The organism is Rhodoferax sp. OV413 (genome assembly GCF_900104385.1).
GTDB lineage: Bacteria > Pseudomonadota > Gammaproteobacteria > Burkholderiales > Burkholderiaceae_C > Rhodoferax_B.
In genome coordinates this window covers 161,957-179,356 of sequence record NZ_FNJA01000008.1, presented here as the reverse complement: position 1 = coordinate 179,356, position 17,400 = coordinate 161,957, and the positions used below count along the sequence as shown (strand labels likewise).

Here is a 17,400-nt window from a genome sequence, read left to right as displayed (position 1 = left end):
ATGCCCTATAGCCCCACCGACACGCCCCGCATCGACCCCGCTGCGGCCCTGATCTTCATCATCAACGCGGCCTCGGGCAGCAGTGCTGGCGAAGCCAAGCGGGCGGTGATCGAAGACGCGCTGCAGGCCGCCGGCCGCCAGGGCGAGCTGCGCTTTGCCAAGCCGGACGAACTGGACCGGGTGGCGCAGCAGGCGGCGGCAGATGCCCTGGCCAGGCGTTCGGCGGTGGTGGCAGTGGGCGGCGACGGCACCATCAACGCCGTGGCCCAGGCCGCGCACGGTGCCGGCTGCCCCATGGGCGTGGTGCCGCTGGGCACCTTCAACTATTTCGCCCGCACCCATGGCATCTCCACCGAGCCGGCCGAGGCTGCGCAGATGCTGATGCAGGCCCAGCCGGTGCCGGTACAGGTGGGCACGGTGAACGACCACGTGTTCCTGGTCAACGCCAGCCTGGGCCTGTACCCCGACCTGCTGGAAGACCGCGAAACCTACAAGTCCCGCTTTGGCCGCAGCCGCTGGGTGGCGCTGGGCGCGGCCTGCATGACCTTGCTGCGCGCGCACCGCCAGCTGCGGTTGCAGATTGACGAGGGCGGCGTGCTGCGCGAGGTGCGTACGCCCACGCTGTTCGTTGGCAACAACCGGCTGCAGCTGGAGCAGGTCGGCCTGAACCTGAGCGACCATCCAGCCCGGGCCTTGGACGACGGCCGCATCGCCGCCGTCATGCTCAAACCCATAGGCACTTTGACCATGGCCTGGCTGATGCTGCGCGGCGCCGTCGGCACGCTGGGCGAAGCCGACAGCGTGGAGAGCTTTGCCTTCCAGCGCATGCGGGTCAAACCTCGGCTGGCCTATGGCCGGCGCACGATCAAGGTGGCCTTCGACGGCGAGGTCACGCGCATGCGCACCCCGCTGGAGTTCCGGGTGGCGGCCCGGCCGCTGTACCTGCTGAAGCCCGCCCCCGCCTCCGTTGTCGCCGCTGCGCAGGCGGCCCCGGCATGAGCGTCTTGCTGCAAATCTCCGACCTGCATTTCGGCACCGAGCAGGCGCCGGTAGTGGCGGCGCTGCAGGCGCTGGTGGCCGCCCAGCGGCCCGATCTGCTGGTGCTGTCGGGCGACATCACCCAGCGCGCGCACCCGGCCCAGTTCCGTACGGCGCGGGCGCTGATGGACCAGCTGGGTGCGCCGCTGCTGGCGATTCCCGGCAACCACGATATTCCGCTGTTCGACCTATGGGCCCGGCTGCGCCACCCGTATGCGCGGTATTGCGCGGCCTTTGGGCCGGAGCTGGAGCCGGTGTTCCGCTCACCCGAGCTGCTGGTGATCGGTGTCAACACCACGCGCGCCTACCGGCACCAGGATGGCGAGATTTCTGCCGCCCAGACGGACCGGGTGGCCGGCTTGCTGGCCCAGGCCAGTCCTGCCCAGCTGCGGGTGGTGGTGGTGCACCAGCCGATTGCCGTGGTCCGCACCGTCGATGAACCGAACCGTTTGCACGGCCACGCCCAGGCCCAGCGCGCCTGGGCTGCGGCCGGCGCCGACCTGGTGTTGGGCGGCCATATCCACCTGCCGTATGTTGCGGCGTTGCCCGGCCTGGCCCGGCCCATGTGGGCGGTGCAGGCGGGCACGGCGGTGTCGTCGCGGGTGCGCTCCGGTGTGCCGAATTCGGTCAACCTGCTGCGCTGGCCGGCCGAGGACGGCCAATGCCTGGTCGAACAATGGGATTTCGCCTCCGCTTCGGGAGCTTTTGTGTGTGTGCGTAGGACCCAAATCCAACCTTCAAGAGAAAGCCATGGCGACTGAATCCGATGTGCTCATGCACTGGGCCCAATTTGCGGGCCAGCATCCGCTGGCGGTGTACGGGGTATTACTGGCGCTGCTGCTGGCGTCGTCTGCCGCCTGCTGGTGGCTGGTGCGGCGCTACCACGTGCCGCACGACCAGAGCGCGCTGCCGCCGCTGGCCTATCTGGCCGTGCGCCTGGCCGCGGGCTTTGGGCTGATCGTGTCTGCGGCCTGGGTGTTTGCCGAGATCGCCGAAGAACTGGGCACGACAGGGGCCTCCATGGGGCAGGCCGACCAGGCTTTGGCCGATGCGGTGCGCACCAGCCTGCCGCCCGCGGCGCTGCAGGCGTTTGCCTTGCTGACGCGGCTGGCCGACACCGCCACCCTGACGGGCCTGTGCATCCTGGTGGCGCTGGCCCTGGCATTGCGCGGTCGGCGCTGGCTGGCCCTGGGCTGGGTGCTGGCCGTGGCCGGCAACGGCGTACTGAACACCACGCTGAAGGCGGTTTTCGCGCGGGTGCGGCCGCTGCACGACGACGGGCCGGTGATGGCCAGCGGCTTTAGCTTCCCCAGCGGGCACACCTCGGGTTCGGTGGTGGCCTACGGCATGCTGGCCTATGTGCTGACCCGCTTTTTACCGGGGCGGTGGCACTTGCCCTTGGTGTTGGGCGCGGCGGCGTTGGCGTTTTCCATCGGCGTGAGCCGGATTTTCTTGCGCGTGCACTTTGCCAGCGATGTGCTGGCCGGCTTGGCGTCTGGCACGGCCTGGCTGGCGGTGTGCATTGCCAGCATCGAATTGACGCGCTGGTACCGGCGCCGGCCTGGAGAAACGCCGATCCGGCCTTAAACTGGATTCCAGTTATTTGTCATTTCGAACGATGGAGATGCGCTTGGACTCTTCTGCCGAAGCGTTGATCGCCCAGGTCACCCAGCTGCATAGCACGCTGAACCAGGTGGGGGCCTATGTTTTCACCAAGGACCTGCAGGGCCGCTACACCTATGGCAACCAGATGGTGTGCGAGCTGTTTGCCTGCAGTTTGCAGGAGCTGGTAGGCCGCTCGGCGGCCGATTTCTTTGACCTGTCGGCCAGCATACAGATCCAGCTCAGCGACCAGCGCGTGCTGCAGCAAGGCCAGCGGGTCGAGATGGAAGAGGTCAACGTCTTCAGCCACAGCGGCGAAGAGCGGGTCTATTGGTCGGTCAAGCAGCCGCTGTTCGATGCCGCAGGTGCGGTGGTCGGCATGTGCGGCGTGTCCACCGACATCACCGAGCGGCGGCGGCTGGAGACCCGGCTGCGCGAACAAAAGCGCCTGCTGGACACGGTGCTGAACAGCCTGGACGCCCTGGTCTACATGAAGGACCACCAGCGCCGCTACCTGTACGCCAACGCCAATGCGGCCCAGTTGTTCGGCCAGACCCAGGCCAGCATCGTGGGCAAGTCGGACGCCGAAATGATCCCTCAGACCGAGGCCGACCGCTTCGGCATCATGGACCAGCGGGTGCTGGGCAGCGGCGAGAAATCGATAGGCGAGGAAACCTTTGTCGACGTGAACGGCGTGGACCGGCACTACTGGTCGATCAAGGTGCCGATAGAAAGCGACGGCCATGTGGACGCTTACGTGGGTATCTCCACCGACATCACCGAAGTGGTGCAGCTGAAAGAGAAGTTCCGCGACCTGGCGAATACCGACGCGCTGACCGGCATCCTGAGCCGGCGCTGCCTGCTGGAACGGGCCGAGCACGAGCTGAAGCGGGCCCGCCGCGCCGGCGCGCAGGTCGCCATCATTGCCTTCGACATCGACAAATTCAAGCTGGTCAACGACGGCTATGGCCACGCGGTGGGCGATCGCGCCATCATCTCGGTGGTCGAGGCCTGCAAGCAAGGCCTGCGCGGCACCGACCTGTTTGGCCGCATCGGCGGCGACGAGTTTGTGGTGGTGGCTGTGGATACCGACCTGGCGGGTGCGGTGGCGGCGGCCGAGCGCATGCGGCTGGGCGTGTTCAACGCGGTGATCTCGGTGGGTAGCGGGCAGCGCGTGCCCATCAGTTCCAGCTTTGGCCTGGCTTTGTCGGACCTGGACACTTCGTTGGACGAGCTGCTGTCGCGCGCCGACGCCATGCTCTACGAGGCCAAGCAGCGGGGCCGCAACCAGGTCTGCTACCCGGAGCTGCTGGATGGTGCGGATTCGCTATAAATAGCGTAGCTGCTGGCGTAGGTACAGATTGCGCCAGAGGCCTATTTTTTATAAATTTTGAGGTTCAGGCGTAGGTGTTGACCTGGGTGCCCAGGCTGCCGTCGGTGGCCAGCGCGGGCGGCTGCGGCAGAGCCTGGATCAGCCCCAGCGCGGCCACGGCCTGTACGTCCAGGGCTTTCTTCAGCACCGCGATGTGCAGGCTGTCGGATGTCGGAGTTTGGGCGGCCGCGGTGGCGGTCTGCACGGCGGCGGTGCTGGCAATGTTCATACGGCGCTCCTGGGTTAACAGGTTGTTATCGGCGGTTTGCCGGCCGGACTTGAGCCGGGCATAAAAAAAGGCTCCCGAAGGAGCCATTTTTGTGTGCCAGGGCGTGGATTAGACGCGCTTGCGGTATTCGCCGGTGCGGGTGTCGATTTCGACCTTGTCGCCCTGGGCCACGAAGATCGGCACGCCGAACTCAAAGCCGGTGGCGATCTTGGCGGGCTTCAGCACCTTGCCGGACGTGTCGCCCTTGACGGCGGGTTCGGTCCAGGTGATTTCGCGCTGCACGCTGGTGGGCAGTTCGACCGAGATGGCCTTGCCGTCGTAGAACACGACTTCCAGTTCCATGCCGTCTTCCAGGTAGTTCAGTGCGTCGCCCATGTTTTCGGCTTCGACTTCGTACTGGTTGTACTCGGTGTCCATGCAGATGTACATGGGTTCGGCGAAGTAGGAGTAGGTGCACTCCTTCTTGTCCAGCACGATCTGGTCGATCTTGTCGTCGGCCTTGAACACCACTTCGGTGTTGAAGTTGGCGATCAGGCTCTTCAGCTTCATGCGCACGGTGGCGGAGTTGCGGCCGCCGCGGCTGTATTCGGTTTTCAGGACGACCATCGGGTCTTTGCCGTGCATGATGACGTTGCCAGCGCGGATTTCTTGGGCGATTTTCATAGCATTCTCTGGAGTGAGGGCCGCGCAACGCTTGAGACAGCATGACTGCGGCAGTTAGGGCTACGCATGTGCGTATGCCAAAGTGCCCTGTTGGGCAAAGCCCTGAATTTTAGCGTGTTTCCGGCTGAAAGGTCAGCAGCTGGCTGACCAGATCGGCTTGCTGCAGCAGCCTGGCCCGCAAATCCCGCGCATTCTGGCCCCAGGTTTCCAGGTCCAGCGCAGGCAGCGCAGCGGCCTCCAGCCCGTTCCAGACGCTGTGGAATTGCCGCAGCGATGCCGGCGCCTGGGCCATGTCGAGAAAGGCTTCCAGTTTCACGTGGTGCGCGGCGTCGTGCTGCGGGTAGATCTGCCAGACGAAGGGTTTTCCGGCCCAGACGGCCCGCACCAGCGAGTCTTCACCGCGCACCAGATTGCAATCTGCGGCCCACAGCAGGTGGTCGAAGTCGCGCTGCGTCAATGCGGGCAGGTATGAAATAGATAGCTGCCCCTGCAGGTGGGATAAGCGCTGCAGGCCATTTTCATCTGAAAGCAAGGCCTGTACGGCGCGCGTCGCTCGGCCGGCTGTCACCAGCAGCCGGGTTGGCCGGGGCGTGCTGGCCAGCTGTTCCAGCCAGGCCTGCAGGGCCGGGGGCTCGTAGCAGAACAGGCTGACCAGTTGTTCGCCAGCCGCGGCCTGTGGCGCACCGAAGCCGTGCTGCAGCCGGGGCCACAGGTCGTGTAGCCAGGCGCTGCGGTCAAAGTCGGCCTGGCGCTGGGCCAGATCGGCCTCGCGCAGCAGGCCTCCGGTTTTGTCGTTGAAGCCGGGGTAGAAGAACCATTTCTGGCGGCCCGCAGCCGGGCCGTCGCGCAGCAGCGAGGGCAGGGCGTGGCTGCGTTCGACATAGCGCTCGGCCGACAGGTATTCGAGGTTGATCCACAAGGGTTTTGTGCCATCAGCGCAGGTATGGTCTGCACAGGCAGCTACGAATTCAGGAGCAATCTCGCAGCCGAAGGCTTCGACCCAGACATCGCTCGGTTCCAGGTTTTGCAGGTCCAGCGGCTGGGTCCAGGGCCGCACTTCCACGCCGGGGCAGCCGTCGGGCGCCATCCAGGCCAGGGCCGAAGCATCGTCCACCCACAGCCGCACCTGCACGCCGCGGGCGGCCAGGTCGCAGCTGAGCCGCCAGCAGACGCCGATGTCGCCGAAGTTGTCGATCACCTGGCAGAAGATGTCCCAGCGCATTAGCTCGGCCAGTTGAGTTTGCCGGCCACGTCGATGTGGGTCAGGTACAGGCGCACGTCGAACTCCAGCTGGTGGTAGTCGGGCTCCATGTAGGTACACAGCTGGTAGAAGGCCTTGTCGTGGTTGCGCTCCTTCAAGTGGGCAAGTTCGTGCACCGCGATCATTTTCAGGAAGGCGTCGGGCACGTCCTTGAACAAGGTGGCGATACGGATCTCGTGCTTGGCCTTGAGCTTGTTGCCCTGCACCCGCGACACCGTGGTGTGGGTGCCGAGCGCATGGTGGTAGACGTGCAGCTTGGCGTCAAAGCCGACCTTGTTGATCTGCGCGGCGTTGCGCAGGTGCTGGGTTTTCAGGTCCATCACGTAGTCGTACAAGGCTTTGTCGGTGCGCACGCCGTGGGCGCTCGGGTACTTTTTCAGCAGCAGGGGGCCAAGCTTGTCGTCGGCCAGCAGCTGCTGCACCTGGGCGGTGACGTGGGCCGGGTAGGCCGAAAGATATTTCAGGGGGATCATGGGGGAGGCTGCGGACGCAAGCTCCGATTGTCCACAATACGCGTATGTCCGAGATTAATCCTGTTGAACCGCTGGCGGTTGCTGCCGTCCCAGCCGAAGCGCCTGTTACCGAGCCCGTGCATTCCGAGCAACTGCTGAGCGAAGTCGCCGCCTTGCCCGCCTTGCCCGGCGTCTACCGCTATTTCGATGCCGACGGCACGGTGCTGTACGTGGGCAAGGCCAAGAACCTGAAGAAGCGCGTCACCACCTACTTCCAACGCGACCACGGCGGCACCCGCATCGGCCACATGGTCAGCAAGATCGCGCGCATGCAGACGACAGTGGTGCGCTCCGAGGCCGAGGCGCTGCTGCTGGAAAACAACCTGATCAAGACCTTGCACCCCAAGTACAACATCTTGTTCCGCGACGACAAAAGCTATCCGTACCTGAAGATCACGGCCTTGCCGACCGTGGCGGCAGAGCCTAGCTCCGTGAGCTTTCCGCGCGTTGCCTACTACCGTGGCGCGGTGGAGAAAAAGCACCGCTACTTCGGCCCCTTCCCCAGTGCCTGGGCGGTGAAGGAATCGATCCAGCTGCTGCAGAAAGTGTTCCGCCTGCGCACCTGCGAGGACACGGTGTTCAACAACCGCACCCGGCCCTGCCTGCTGTACCAGATCAAACGCTGCTCGGGCCCGTGCGTGAACTTCGTCTCGCCGCAAGACTACGCGCAGGACGTGCTGAATGCCGAGAAGTTTCTGGACGGCGAAACCCAGCAGGTGCTGAAGGCGCTGGAGGTCCGCATGATGGCCCACGCCGACAAGCTGGAGTTCGAGCAAGCCGCCGAGCTGCGGAACCAGATGAGCGCCTTGTCCACCGTGCTGCACCAGCAGTCGGTAGACAACGTGTCCGACAAGGACGTGGACATCCTGGCGGTGAAGGTGCAGGGCGGCCGGGCGTGTGTGAATCTGGCCATGGTGCGCGGAGGGCGTCACCTTGGCGACAGGGCCTACTACCCCACGCATGTGGAAGACGCGGTGTTCATGAGCGCGGTCGAGGTGGAAGGAGAGGAGGTCGCCCAGGCGGTGGAAGTGCAGGTGCTGGAGGCCTTCATCGCCCAGCATTACATCGACGTGGCGATCCCGCCGGCGTTGATCACCAGTGCGCCGGTGGGCAAGGCCTTGCTGGATGCCTTGTCGTCGCAAAGCGGCACCAAGGTGACGGCGGTGCACAACCCGCGTGAACAGCGCCGTGTCTGGCTGGAGATGGCGCAGAAGAATGCAGGCCTGCAGCTCGCGCGCCTGCTGGCTGAAGAAGGTTCGCAACAGGCGCGCACCCGGGCCCTGGTCGACGCGCTGGACCTGGCGCCCGACGACCTGGATACCTTGCGTATCGAGTGTTTCGATATTTCACATACAGCGGGCGAGGCGACCCAGGCCTCCTGCGTGGTGTTCCAGCAGCACAAGATGCAGAACTCGGAATACCGGCGCTACAAGATCGAGGGCATCACGCCGGGCGACGATTACGCGGCCATGCGCCAGGTGCTGACCCGCCGCTACAGCAAGTTTGGCGTGCAGGCCGAGCCGAGTGCCGAGCCGCTGGCCACCGTTTCGGGCCGCATGCCGGACCTGGTGCTGGTCGACGGTGGCAAGGGCCAGGTATCAATGGCGAAGTCGGTGTTCGAGGCTTTGGGCCTGGACCTGGGGCTGATCGTGGGGGTTGAAAAAGGCGAGGGCCGCAAGGTCGGGCTCGAAGAACTGGTGTTTGCCGATGGCCGTACCAAGGCCACATTGGCACGCGATTCGGCGGCGCTGATGCTGGTCGCGCAGATACGCGACGAGGCGCACCGTTTCGCCATAACCGGCATGCGTGCCCAGCGCGCCAAGGTCCGCGTCGGCGGCAGCAAGCTGGAAGATATTGCAGGCATCGGACCGAAGAAACGGGCGAGCCTGCTGCAGCGTTTTGGTGGCATCCGTGGCGTGGCTGCAGCCGGTGTGGACGACATCGCCAAAGTTGACGGTATTTCACGCGAGTTGGCGGAAGAAATCTACCGCGCCCTGCGCTGATCCCGGTCCTGTAACGGCATGACACAATCCAGCTATGTTTTGGACCATACCCACCATCATGACCTGGACGCGCATTGTCGCGATACCGCTGATCATCGGGGTGTTTTACCTGCCGATCAGCGAGCCCCACCGCAACCTGGTGGCCACCGTCATGTTCGTGGTGTTTGCTGCCACCGACTGGTTGGATGGCTTCCTGGCGCGCAGGCTGAACCAGACCTCGTCCTTCGGGGCCTTTCTGGACCCGGTGGCCGACAAGTTCCTGGTCTGCGCCTGCGTGCTGGTGCTGGTGCATCTGGGGCGCGCTGATGTGTTCGTCGCCTTGATCATCATTGGCCGCGAGATCGCGATCTCGGCCTTGCGCGAATGGATGGCGCAAATAGGCGCTTCCAAGAGCGTGGCGGTGCACATGATCGGCAAGCTGAAGACCGTGTCGCAGATGGTGGCGATCCCGTTCCTGCTGTATGACGGCCAGCTGCTGGGCATCATCGATACCCACCAATGGGGCGTGTGGCTGATTTGGATTTCAGCAATTTTGACGATCTGGTCTATGGTCTACTATCTACAGAAAGCCCTGCCGGAAATTCGGGCGCGGACGAAATAGCGGGTTGATAACGGGTTGAATGGGGTGGGCCAAGCTGGCCCCAAAACGGTGCAGATGCTGCACCGTTTTTATTGTGATTTAAAAAGTAGAGGCAGGCTTCAGGAGTTGGCCGAAAACGGTCTAGAATCCGCCTCCGCGCCGCTTGAAAGCGCTTGGTCCGATTGACACCTTGGAAGACCCTGGTTTTAATCGGTCGCGTAGCGGTTGCTACACAGTTATGTTTTTCCAAGGCTTGTTTTTTGCGCGCCGCAGAGCGACAAGGCAGGGAAAAATTTTCGAACATTGCTTGTCTGAATAAATTTGAGCGAGGGGCTCCTTGTGAACAAAACCGAATTGATTGAACACATCGCAAAGCATGCTGATATTTCCAAAGCCGCTGCGACGCGCGCTCTGGAGTCCACCATCGGGGCGGTAAAAACCACCTTGAAAAAAGGCGGCACCGTTTCGCTGGTAGGATTCGGTACCTTTGCAGTGGGCAAACGCGCTGCACGTGCTGGGCGCAATCCGCGCACCGGCGCTGCGATTAAAATCAAGGCGGCAAAGGTTCCAAAGTTTCGTCCGGGCAAGGCATTGAAAGATGCCTTGAACTGAGTTTTCTGTTTCAGGTGGGGGTGCTTAGCTCAGTTGGTAGAGCAGCGCCCTTACACGGCGTAGGTCGGCGGTTCGAGCCCGTCAGCACCCACCAACCCCACCCAGCAAAGGCGAACAGATTGTTCGCCTTTTTGTTTTTGTGGATTCGATGCAGCACCCGGGTGGCGGGGTCTGCACCGGTCGTGTTTTAAAAGAGTTCTTCCATGTTTGATTTCGTCCGCAAGCACAGCAAGATCATGATGGGCTTGATGTTCTTGCTGATCATTCCCGCCTTCATCGTCGTCGGTGGCAGCGAGGGTTTTCGGCGTTTCAATGAAGGCGGCGATACGGTCGCAACCGTTGCGGGTAAGGACATCAAGCAAACCGACTGGGACGCGGCCCACCGCACCCAGGTGCAGCGCGTGATGGCGTCACAGCCGGGTATTGACCCCAAGGTGCTGGATTCCGCCGAAGCGCGTTACGCCACGCTGGAAAACCTGGTGCAGGAACGGGTGCTGGCGGCCGCGGCCGACAAGTCCCGTTTGGTGACCAGCGACAGCCGGTTGGCGCGCAATCTGCAAGACGATCCATCGATTGCCTCGCTGCGCAAGCCCGACGGCTCCCTGGACATCGAGCGCTACCGCCAACTGCTGGCTGCCCAGGGCATGACGCCGGAAATGTTTGAAGCCCGGGTACGTTCCGACCTCTCGCAGCGCCAGGTAGTGAGCGGCGTGGCCGGCACGTCTTTCAGCTCGGCGGCCGAAGCCGATCTGGCATTGAATGCCTTGTTTGAAAAACGCGAAGTACAGGTCAGCCTGTTCCGGTCGGCTGATTTTGCCGCCAAGGTCAGCCCCAGCGATGCAGACCTGGAAGCCTGGTACAAAGACCACGCTGCGTTGTTCCAGGCGCCTGAGCAGGCCACCATCGAGTATGTGGTGCTGGACCTGGATGCGGTGAAGAAAAGCATCGTGCCGAATGAGCAGGATCTGCGTACCTACTACAAAGAAAATGCCGACCGCCTGGCTGGCAAGGAAGAGCGCCGCGCCAGCCACATCCTGATCAATGCAGCCAAGGATGCATCGTCGGATGAGCGCAAGAAGGCCCGCGCCAAAGCCGAGGAATTGCTAGCCCAGGTGAAGAAGACTCCCGCCAGCTTTGCCGAAGTCGCCAAGAAGAATTCGCAAGATACCGGCTCTGCAGCCAATGGCGGCGACCTTGACTACTTTGGCCGCGGTGCCATGGTCAAGCCTTTTGAAGATGCTGCGTTTGCCTTGAAGAAAGGCGACATCAGCGACGTCGTGGAATCGGACTTCGGCTTCCATATCATCCAGCTGACCGATATCCGGGCCCCCAAGCAACGCAGCTTTGAGGAAATGCGCCCCGAGCTGGAAGCCGAGCTGAAGAACCAGCAAGCCCAGAGCAAGTTTGCCGAAGTGGCCGAAGCCTTCACCAATGGCGTGTACGAGCAGGCGGACAGCCTCAAGCCGATTGCCGAACGCCTGAAGCTGCAGGTCCAAACCGCGCCGCTGTCCCGTACACCGGTGCCGGGTGCCAAGGGTGTGCTGGCCAATGCCAAGTTCCTGAATGCGATCTTCTCCTCCGACTCCATCGAGAAGAAGCGCAATACCGAAGCCATCGAGATCGCTGCCAACCAGCTGGCGTCCGGGCGCATTACCCAGTACACCGCCGCCCACACCCGTCCGTTTGCGGAAGTGAAAGAGCAGGTGCGCATCCAGCTGGTGGGCGCGCGTGCGACCGAAATGGCAAAGAAAGAAGGCCTGGAAAAACTGACCGCGTGGAAGGCCAACCCTGGCGCGGCCACCTTGCCTGCTGCTGTGCTGGTCTCGCGCGAGAACACCCAGCAACAGCCTGTGAAGGTGGTGGATGCTGCATTGCGCGCCGATGCGTCCAGCCTGCCTGCGTGGACCGCAGCGGATCTGGGCGAGCAAGGCTACGCCGTCGTCAAGATCAACAAGCTGGTGCCGCGCGATGCGCCTGTTGAGGCTGCACTGAAGCAGGGCCGCGACCAATACGTTCAGGGCTGGGCCGGTGCCGAGAGCCGCGCCTACTACCAGTTGCTCAAGGAGCGCTTCAAGGTGAAGATCAATGTGGCGAAACCGCTTACCAAAATCGGTGGTGATGCAGGTTGATCAAACCCGGCCCATAATTCAGGGTATAATTTGAGTCTACGGTGGCTGTAGCTCAGTTGGTAGAGTCCAGGATTGTGATTCCTGTTGTCGAGGGTTCGAGCCCCTTCAGCCACCCCAGGTAAATAAAAAGCCTGCTATCTTATGGATAGCAGGCTTTTTGCATTCTTGGCCCAGAGGATCGGCACGTAGCATTTATTGGTGCTGCATTTCTTGGGTGCCCACCCGAGTCCGCAGTTGCGAAAACCGCGTAGTACTACGTAAGCACAAGCGATAGTATGCAATCCAGCCAGCGGAGTCACAATTTGCTTACGGTTCGTTACAGGAACGCGACCGGAAACAAGCAGATTGGGTTGCGGAATGAAAACTACAAAATGGCGTCTCACCGTCATCACGATTGCATGTGTCGTGGCCTATTACGCCGACGATGACGGCGACCTGGCTAAAAACAATACGGTTCCCGCCAGCTGTGTGACCGCCAACCAAACTACCGAGCCGCGCGCATCTTCTCCAGCCACTGTGGCCGATCGCGAGCGGGAATGCACGCTGATTCGGAATACAAAGCGGCACGCCCAAGTCTGATACTTCGTACCCTACGCACGCCGTGCTGGCTTGACGGCTGCACTCTCGGCGTTTCCTCCTGACTCGGCCGGGATCTTGGGTGCATCCAAGCGCGGAACGAAGTCCACCCAAATTTTCGGCCCAACGTAGTGGCATTTGGTCAGTGCGTGACTTGCCAAGCCAGATTGGCCCCAGCCCATTCCCCGCAAATAAGGGCTTCTTGTCGATAGGTCTGCTGGGCCAGATGTCATGGAAATGCCATTCAGCCTACACACGCCTGTCATGCCCGGCTTTCAGACTCCCTGCAACACACAGGAGAAGTCCATGAAAGAACTGCCAACCCCTACCTTTGCGCTGTCGCCACTGTCGCCGTTCACGCCGGCGTCCATGCTTCGGGGGTCACTTCATCGACGCGAAGAACGGGTGGAAGCGCCGAGCGTTGGCAAGGATGCGCGGCCTGCGGCCGGTATCGTGGTCTCCTGGGCGCGGCAGCAGGATGAAGTCCGTGAAGCCCAGCGCCTGAGATACCAGGTGTTCGCGGTGGAGATGGGGGCTCGCTTGGCAACCCGTTTGCCGGGGCATGACGTGGACCTGTTTGACGACTTCTGTGAACACCTGCTGGTGCGCGACGCCGTGACGCGCGAAGTTATCGGTACCTACCGTGTCCTCACACCGGTACAGGCCAAGCGGGTCGGCAGCACCTATAGCGATACCGAATTCGACCTGGTGCGCTTGCGCAATCTGCGCAGCCGCATGGTGGAGCTGGGCCGCAGCTGCGTGCATGCCGATCACCGCCACGGTGGCGTGATCCTGGCGCTGTGGGGGGCTTTGGCCGAATTCATGCAGCGCAACCAGCTCGACACCATGGTTGGCTGCGCCAGCATTCCGATGCTGCACAACGGCGTGGTCAGTGGCGATGCGGCGGCCAGCATCTGGCAGCAGCTGCAGCAGACCCATATGGCACCGATCGAATACCACGTGCAGCCGCGCCTGCCACTGCCAATCGAGCAGTTCGACAGCACGCTGGCGATCGAGCCACCGGCGTTGATCAAAGGCTATTTGCGCCTGGGTGCCAAGGTGCTGGGCGCGCCGGCCTGGGACCCGGATTTCAATACCGCCGACCTGCCCATGCTGCTGCGCATCGCTGATTTACCGTCGCGCTACCGCAAGCACTTCGGCAGTTAGGCTACCGTGACAGGAGCGTAGGCCAGCCGCACGTAGATCGGCGCAAAGGCTTCTGCCTGCACGATCTCGACCAGGGTTTCCTTGGCCAGCTCCAGCAGGGCGATGAAGGTCACCACCAGCACCGACATGCCCTTGTCCGGGTCGAACAGTTCTTCGAACTCGACGAACTTGCGGCCTTGCAGCGTCTTCAGCAGAAAACTCATGTGCTCGCGCACCGACAGCTCTTCGCGGCTGATCTTGTGGTGCTGGATCAGCTTGGCGCGGCGCAGGATGTCGCGCCAGGCTTCCTGCAGATCGGCCAAATGCACCTCGGGCAGGCGCGGCTGCAAGGCCTGCTCGATATACACCTGGGCCTTGAGGAAGTCGCGGCCGAACTGCGGCAGGGCGTTGAGTCGGGCCGCAGCCAGCTTGATCTGCTCGTATTCCAGCAACCGCCGCACCAGGGCGGCGCGTGGGTCTTCGGCTTCCTCGCCTTCCGCCGCCTTCTTGGGCGGCAGCAGCATGCGCGACTTGATCTCGATCAGCATCGCGGCCATCAGCAGGTAGTCGGCCGCCAGCTCCAGATTGCGGCTGCGGATTTCGTCCACGTAGACCAGGTACTGGCGCGTCAGCGCCGCCATCGGGATGTCGAGGATGTTGAAGTTCTGCTTACGGATCAGGTACAGCAGTAGGTCCAGCGGGCCTTCGAAAGCGTCCAGAAACACTTCCAGCGCGTCGGGCGGGATGTACAAGTCCAGCGGCATGGCGAACATCGGCTCGCCGTACAGGCGGGCCCGGGCCACCGGGTCCAGGGCTTCTGGGGTCTCGGGCGAGGCGAGCGCTTCAACCACTGTGCTTGCTATTTAAATAGTAGCTGCTGGCGCAGGTGGAGTGTGCGCCAGAGGCTTATTTGATTACTTATTTGTTGCCAGTCTGGTAGACGTAGGGCTTCTGCGCGACCCGGCCTTCGCGGAATTCGGCCTGGGCGCTGCGGTCCACGCTTTTGTCCCACAGCAGGGCGCGGCCAGCGAGCTGCTCGGCTTCCAGGCTGGGCTTTTGTTGCTTCAGTTGTTCGATGAACTGGGTGGCTTCGGATGTGTAATCGGGGCGGCGAAAGATGGACATAGACATAACCTTTTGTTAGCCTGATTTTACGGGGGACATTGGGTGGGCCGCAGACACGTACGTTTTTTAAATAATCGGTACATCGGGGCAACGTCTGACAGCCATGCCCCCGTTTCTGGCGGAACATGGCATTTACCAACAAGGAGTTCTCATGGGCATTTTCAGCAACATTCTCAACAAGATTTTTCACCACGGGCAGGCACCCACCGACTCGCCAGCCATGCCCAGCGGTGACGCAGCTGCAGCGGCCGGCGCCGCGGCGCAAAACGCGGCGACAGCCACGGCCGTGGCGGCTCAGTCCGTGGATGTCGAGGCTGTGATGAATGACCTCGCCAAAAAGAGCACCGAAAAGTTGAACTGGCAGACCTCGATTGTCGATTTGATGAAGCTGCTCGGCCTGGACAGCAGCCTGAACGCCCGCAAGGAATTGGCGACCGAGCTGGGGTATGCAGGAGCGAAAGACGGTTCAGCTGAAATGAATATTTGGCTCCATAAGCAGGTGATGACCAAGCTTGCCGAAAACGGCGGCAAGGTTCCTGCTGAACTGCGGGATTGATCCACCAAGGCTCCCGGCCGGCCAGTGCACATTGGCCGGCAGAGCCAATTTTGACCTGTTGATAGAAGCCGCTTTGGTCGGAGTGAGCTGTGCCTGCGTCACAATCTCGGCCAACTATGGCAACTCCCACCAACCCCTTGCAACACCCGCAACGCACGGCGCTGCACAACGAAATCCACGCCCGGCCGCCCGAGGCCATGACCGCGCCGCTGGCCATCTCCCACGTGGTGATGGTCTGCGACGCCGCTGGGCGTGAGGCCAGCCGATCCCATGTGGCGGCGCTGCTGCGCGACCACCACCTGGCGCAGCCCGATGCCCATTCCACGCATATCCGTATGGACGTGGGGCCATTTCGGCTGCGCTGGGAAATGCATACCGAGTTCGTCACCTACACCTTCATGCGGGCCTTGGAGCCCGCGCTGGCCGGTGCGCAAGTGTTCGAGCGCGACCCTGTGACAGCCGCGCAGGCTGTGCCTCAGGACTGGTTTGCCGCCTTGCCCGGCCAGTGCCTGGTGAGCCTGCATTTGTGGGCTCTGCCCTCGGCCGCGGTGCAGGGTGGCGATGCACTGGTGCGGCAGGTGTTGTTCGAGGATTCACTGGTAGCCTCCAGCGTGGCGGGTGGCCATGGTGAGGTGTATACCGACTTCGCCATCCATGCGGATGGCTTTTCGCGCATCGTCTTGCTGGCCGGAGGCATGGCCAAAACGGCCGTTGAGAATGTGGAAACCTTGTCGCCGCGCCGTCTTGGCCGTCTGGTGCAGCGTCTGCTGGAGATCGAAACCTACCGCATGGCCGCGCTGCTGGGTTTGCCCGTGGCCCGCGATGCCGCCGATGTGCTGGCCTTTGCCGAGCTTGAGCTGGCCTCGCTGGCCGAAGCCATCCGTAGTGCCAACCGCGACGACGAACCCCAATTGCTGGACCGCCTGACCCGGCTGGCGGGCCAGGTGGAAAGCCAGTACGCGGCGACCCATTCGCGCTTCTCCGCCAGCGCGGCGTATTTCGAACTGGTAGACAAACGCATCACCGACATCAACGAGTCGCGGCTGGCCGGCATGCAGACCATCCGCGAATTCATGGACCGCCGCCTGACGCCAGCGCGCAGCACTTGCGAATGGGCCACGCGCCGGCAGGACGCCTTGTCGCAACGGGTGTCTCGCATGAGCAATCTGCTGCGCACGCGGGTCGAGATCGAGCAGCAGCAGAGCAGCCAGGCGCTGTTGACCACCATGAACACCCGCCAGGGCCTGCAACTGCAGATGCAAGCCACGGTCGAAGGCCTGTCGGTAGCGGCGATCACCTACTACATTGTCGGCCTGGTGAGTTATCTGGCCAAAGGCGCGCACGCCATCGGCTGGCCCTGGAGCCCCGAGAGCACGGCCGCGGTGGCGATCCCGTTGGTGGCGGGCGGAGTGTGGTGGTCGCTGCGGCGCCTGCACCACCGGATGTTTGGCCGGCAGCATTGAGCGGCCTTGATGGAAAGATCCCTTATGTACCTGTTGAAAAGAATGCTGTGGCTGGCTTGTGTGTCGGCGGCGCTGGCCCTGGGCGGCTGCGATCCGCAGCGCATCAGCGAGCTGGAAGAGGGCGTGTCCACCGAGGCCGATGTGCGTGCCCGCTTTGGCGAGCCCGAGAAGATCTGGGATGCGCCGGATGGCGGCCGCACCTTTGAGTACAGCCGCCAGCCCCAGGGCCACCAGAACTACATGATCACCATCGGCACGGACGGCAAGATGAGCGCGCTGCGCCAGGTGCTGACGCCGCTGAACTTTGCCAAGGTACAGCCCGGCATGATGATGGAAGACGTGCGCAAGCTGCTAGGCAAGCCGATGAAGACCACGCCTTTCAAGCTGAAGAACGAGGTTGAATACGACTGGCGCTACCTGGAGCCACCGAACAAGTCCATGGTCTTCACCGTGGTGTTCGATATGGACTATCGCGTGCTGCGCACCCTGTCGGTGACCGACCCGGACGCCGAGCGCAGTCGTTGACGGTTTTC

The 17,400-nt window shown here is 62.8% G+C and carries 19 protein-coding genes and 2 tRNA genes; 15 read left to right on the top strand and 6 right to left on the bottom strand.

The genetic code is table 11. From position 1 onward, the window contains the following. Genes BLT66_RS23105 through BLT66_RS23090 form a run of 4 tightly spaced genes read left to right on the top strand, consistent with a single transcriptional unit; the run spans nt 1 to nt 3,973 of the window. Nucleotides 1–999 (top strand): diacylglycerol/lipid kinase family protein, encoded by a 999-nt coding sequence (locus tag BLT66_RS23105; RefSeq protein ID WP_092761654.1) that lies wholly within the window; start codon nt 1–3, stop codon nt 997–999. Further along, nucleotides 996–1,799 carry a metallophosphoesterase family protein gene (locus tag BLT66_RS23100; RefSeq protein WP_092761652.1) on the top strand — a complete coding sequence of 268 codons (804 nt, stop codon included), beginning with the start codon at nt 996–998 and terminating at the stop codon, nt 1,797–1,799. The genes BLT66_RS23105 and BLT66_RS23100 overlap by 4 nt, the downstream gene beginning before the upstream one ends. Beyond that, nucleotides 1,789–2,625 (top strand): phosphatase PAP2 family protein, encoded by an 837-nt coding sequence (locus tag BLT66_RS23095; RefSeq protein WP_092761650.1) that lies wholly within the window; start codon nt 1,789–1,791, stop codon nt 2,623–2,625. Before BLT66_RS23100 ends, BLT66_RS23095 begins: the two co-directional genes overlap by 11 nt. A 43-nt stretch (nt 2,626–2,668) precedes the next feature. Next, a complete protein-coding gene (locus tag BLT66_RS23090; protein WP_176955148.1) occupies nt 2,669–3,973 on the top strand; it encodes a sensor domain-containing diguanylate cyclase in 1,305 nt (434 codons plus the stop codon). A gap of 64 nt (nt 3,974–4,037) precedes the next feature. On the opposite strand, the gene BLT66_RS23085 is transcribed toward BLT66_RS23090, so the two are convergent. The 4 genes from BLT66_RS23085 to BLT66_RS23070 form a co-directional block, all read right to left on the bottom strand. Next, the gene (locus BLT66_RS23085) at nt 4,038–4,241 is read right to left on the bottom strand and encodes a YjfB family protein (RefSeq protein WP_092761938.1); all 204 of its coding nucleotides are present in this window, start codon (nt 4,239–4,241) and stop codon (nt 4,038–4,040) included. A 108-nt stretch (nt 4,242–4,349) separates the two neighbouring features. Then, nucleotides 4,350–4,904 (bottom strand): elongation factor P, encoded by a 555-nt coding sequence (gene efp, locus BLT66_RS23080; protein WP_092761646.1) that lies wholly within the window; start codon nt 4,902–4,904, stop codon nt 4,350–4,352. A gap of 109 nt (nt 4,905–5,013) precedes the next feature. Next, nucleotides 5,014–6,126: an elongation factor P maturation arginine rhamnosyltransferase EarP gene (gene earP / locus BLT66_RS23075; protein ID WP_092761644.1), complete on the bottom strand. Its 1,113-nt coding sequence runs from the start codon at nt 6,124–6,126 to the stop codon at nt 5,014–5,016. Then, nucleotides 6,126–6,638, bottom strand: coding sequence for a M48 metallopeptidase family protein (locus BLT66_RS23070; protein ID WP_092761642.1), 513 nt, complete (start codon nt 6,636–6,638; stop codon nt 6,126–6,128). The genes earP and BLT66_RS23070 overlap by 1 nt, the downstream gene beginning before the upstream one ends. 44 nt (nt 6,639–6,682) lie before the next feature. Here BLT66_RS23070 and uvrC point away from each other — a divergent pair, with 44 nt between their 5' ends. The 8 genes from uvrC (at nt 6,683) to BLT66_RS23035 (ending at nt 13,744) form a co-directional block, all read left to right on the top strand. Further along, complete coding sequence (gene uvrC / locus BLT66_RS23065; protein ID WP_092761640.1) at nt 6,683–8,680, top strand: excinuclease ABC subunit UvrC; 1,998 nt, start codon at nt 6,683–6,685, stop codon at nt 8,678–8,680. A 34-nt stretch (nt 8,681–8,714) separates the two neighbouring features. Then, a complete protein-coding gene (gene pgsA, locus BLT66_RS23060) occupies nt 8,715–9,281 on the top strand; it encodes a CDP-diacylglycerol--glycerol-3-phosphate 3-phosphatidyltransferase (RefSeq protein WP_092761638.1) in 567 nt (188 codons plus the stop codon). 318 nt (nt 9,282–9,599) lie between these two features. Beyond that, a complete protein-coding gene (locus BLT66_RS23055; RefSeq protein ID WP_076201061.1) occupies nt 9,600–9,872 on the top strand; it encodes an HU family DNA-binding protein in 273 nt (90 codons plus the stop codon). A gap of 18 nt (nt 9,873–9,890) precedes the next feature. Next, nucleotides 9,891–9,966 (top strand) — tRNA-Val (locus BLT66_RS23050). A gap of 109 nt (nt 9,967–10,075) precedes the next feature. Next, nucleotides 10,076–12,001: a SurA N-terminal domain-containing protein gene (locus BLT66_RS23045; RefSeq protein WP_092761636.1), complete on the top strand. Its 1,926-nt coding sequence runs from the start codon at nt 10,076–10,078 to the stop codon at nt 11,999–12,001. Nucleotides 12,002–12,042: 41 nt separating this feature from the next. Further along, nucleotides 12,043–12,118: transfer RNA gene (locus BLT66_RS23040), tRNA-His, on the top strand. Between the two features lie 240 nt (nt 12,119–12,358). Further along, on the top strand, nt 12,359–12,580 hold the full coding sequence (locus tag BLT66_RS26585; RefSeq protein WP_143029274.1) for a hypothetical protein: 222 nt from the start codon (nt 12,359–12,361) through the stop codon (nt 12,578–12,580). 303 nt (nt 12,581–12,883) lie between these two features. Next, nucleotides 12,884–13,744 (top strand): GNAT family N-acetyltransferase, encoded by an 861-nt coding sequence (locus tag BLT66_RS23035; protein WP_092761634.1) that lies wholly within the window; start codon nt 12,884–12,886, stop codon nt 13,742–13,744. On the opposite strand, the gene BLT66_RS23030 is transcribed toward BLT66_RS23035, so the two are convergent. Together BLT66_RS23030 and BLT66_RS23025 are read right to left on the bottom strand one after the other, a co-directional pair. Further along, nucleotides 13,741–14,574, bottom strand: a complete 834-nt coding sequence (locus tag BLT66_RS23030; RefSeq protein WP_255407053.1) for a segregation and condensation protein A — start codon at nt 14,572–14,574, stop codon at nt 13,741–13,743. The genes BLT66_RS23035 and BLT66_RS23030 overlap by 4 nt on opposite strands. A 67-nt stretch (nt 14,575–14,641) precedes the next feature. Further along, nucleotides 14,642–14,848, bottom strand: coding sequence for a DUF3460 family protein (locus BLT66_RS23025; protein WP_092761934.1), 207 nt, complete (start codon nt 14,846–14,848; stop codon nt 14,642–14,644). A 151-nt stretch (nt 14,849–14,999) separates the two neighbouring features. On the opposite strand from BLT66_RS23025, the gene BLT66_RS23020 reads away from it, so the two are divergent. The 3 genes from BLT66_RS23020 to bamE all read left to right on the top strand — a co-directional run bounded on the left by BLT66_RS23020 (nt 15,000) and on the right by bamE (nt 17,392). Further along, a complete protein-coding gene (locus BLT66_RS23020; protein ID WP_092761632.1) occupies nt 15,000–15,404 on the top strand; it encodes a DUF3597 domain-containing protein in 405 nt (134 codons plus the stop codon). Between the two features lie 116 nt (nt 15,405–15,520). Then, on the top strand, nt 15,521–16,867 hold the full coding sequence (locus BLT66_RS23015) for a DUF3422 family protein (protein ID WP_092761630.1): 1,347 nt from the start codon (nt 15,521–15,523) through the stop codon (nt 16,865–16,867). A gap of 24 nt (nt 16,868–16,891) precedes the next feature. After that, the gene (gene bamE, locus BLT66_RS23010; RefSeq protein ID WP_092761628.1) at nt 16,892–17,392 is read left to right on the top strand and encodes an outer membrane protein assembly factor BamE domain-containing protein; all 501 of its coding nucleotides are present in this window, start codon (nt 16,892–16,894) and stop codon (nt 17,390–17,392) included. Nucleotides 17,393–17,400: the final 8 nt, after the last annotated feature.

Coding starts and splice junctions, on each gene's coding strand:
- BLT66_RS23105 (WP_092761654.1), top strand. CDS start 1: ATGCCCTATAGCCCCACCGACACGCCCCGCATCGACCCCGCTGCGGCC.
- BLT66_RS23100 (WP_092761652.1), top strand. CDS start 996: ATGAGCGTCTTGCTGCAAATCTCCGACCTGCATTTCGGCACCGAGCAG.
- BLT66_RS23095 (WP_092761650.1), top strand. CDS start 1,789: ATGGCGACTGAATCCGATGTGCTCATGCACTGGGCCCAATTTGCGGGC.
- BLT66_RS23085 (WP_092761938.1), bottom strand. CDS start 4,241: ATGAACATTGCCAGCACCGCCGCCGTGCAGACCGCCACCGCGGCCGCC.
- efp (WP_092761646.1), bottom strand. CDS start 4,904: ATGAAAATCGCCCAAGAAATCCGCGCTGGCAACGTCATCATGCACGGC.
- earP (WP_092761644.1), bottom strand. CDS start 6,126: ATGCGCTGGGACATCTTCTGCCAGGTGATCGACAACTTCGGCGACATC.
- BLT66_RS23070 (WP_092761642.1), bottom strand. CDS start 6,638: ATGATCCCCCTGAAATATCTTTCGGCCTACCCGGCCCACGTCACCGCC.
- uvrC (WP_092761640.1), top strand. CDS start 6,683: ATGTCCGAGATTAATCCTGTTGAACCGCTGGCGGTTGCTGCCGTCCCA.
- pgsA (WP_092761638.1), top strand. CDS start 8,715: ATGTTTTGGACCATACCCACCATCATGACCTGGACGCGCATTGTCGCG.
- BLT66_RS23045 (WP_092761636.1), top strand. CDS start 10,076: ATGTTTGATTTCGTCCGCAAGCACAGCAAGATCATGATGGGCTTGATG.
- BLT66_RS26585 (WP_143029274.1), top strand. CDS start 12,359: ATGAAAACTACAAAATGGCGTCTCACCGTCATCACGATTGCATGTGTC.
- BLT66_RS23035 (WP_092761634.1), top strand. CDS start 12,884: ATGAAAGAACTGCCAACCCCTACCTTTGCGCTGTCGCCACTGTCGCCG.
- BLT66_RS23025 (WP_092761934.1), bottom strand. CDS start 14,848: ATGTCCATCTTTCGCCGCCCCGATTACACATCCGAAGCCACCCAGTTC.
- BLT66_RS23020 (WP_092761632.1), top strand. CDS start 15,000: ATGGGCATTTTCAGCAACATTCTCAACAAGATTTTTCACCACGGGCAG.
- BLT66_RS23015 (WP_092761630.1), top strand. CDS start 15,521: ATGGCAACTCCCACCAACCCCTTGCAACACCCGCAACGCACGGCGCTG.
- bamE (WP_092761628.1), top strand. CDS start 16,892: ATGTACCTGTTGAAAAGAATGCTGTGGCTGGCTTGTGTGTCGGCGGCG.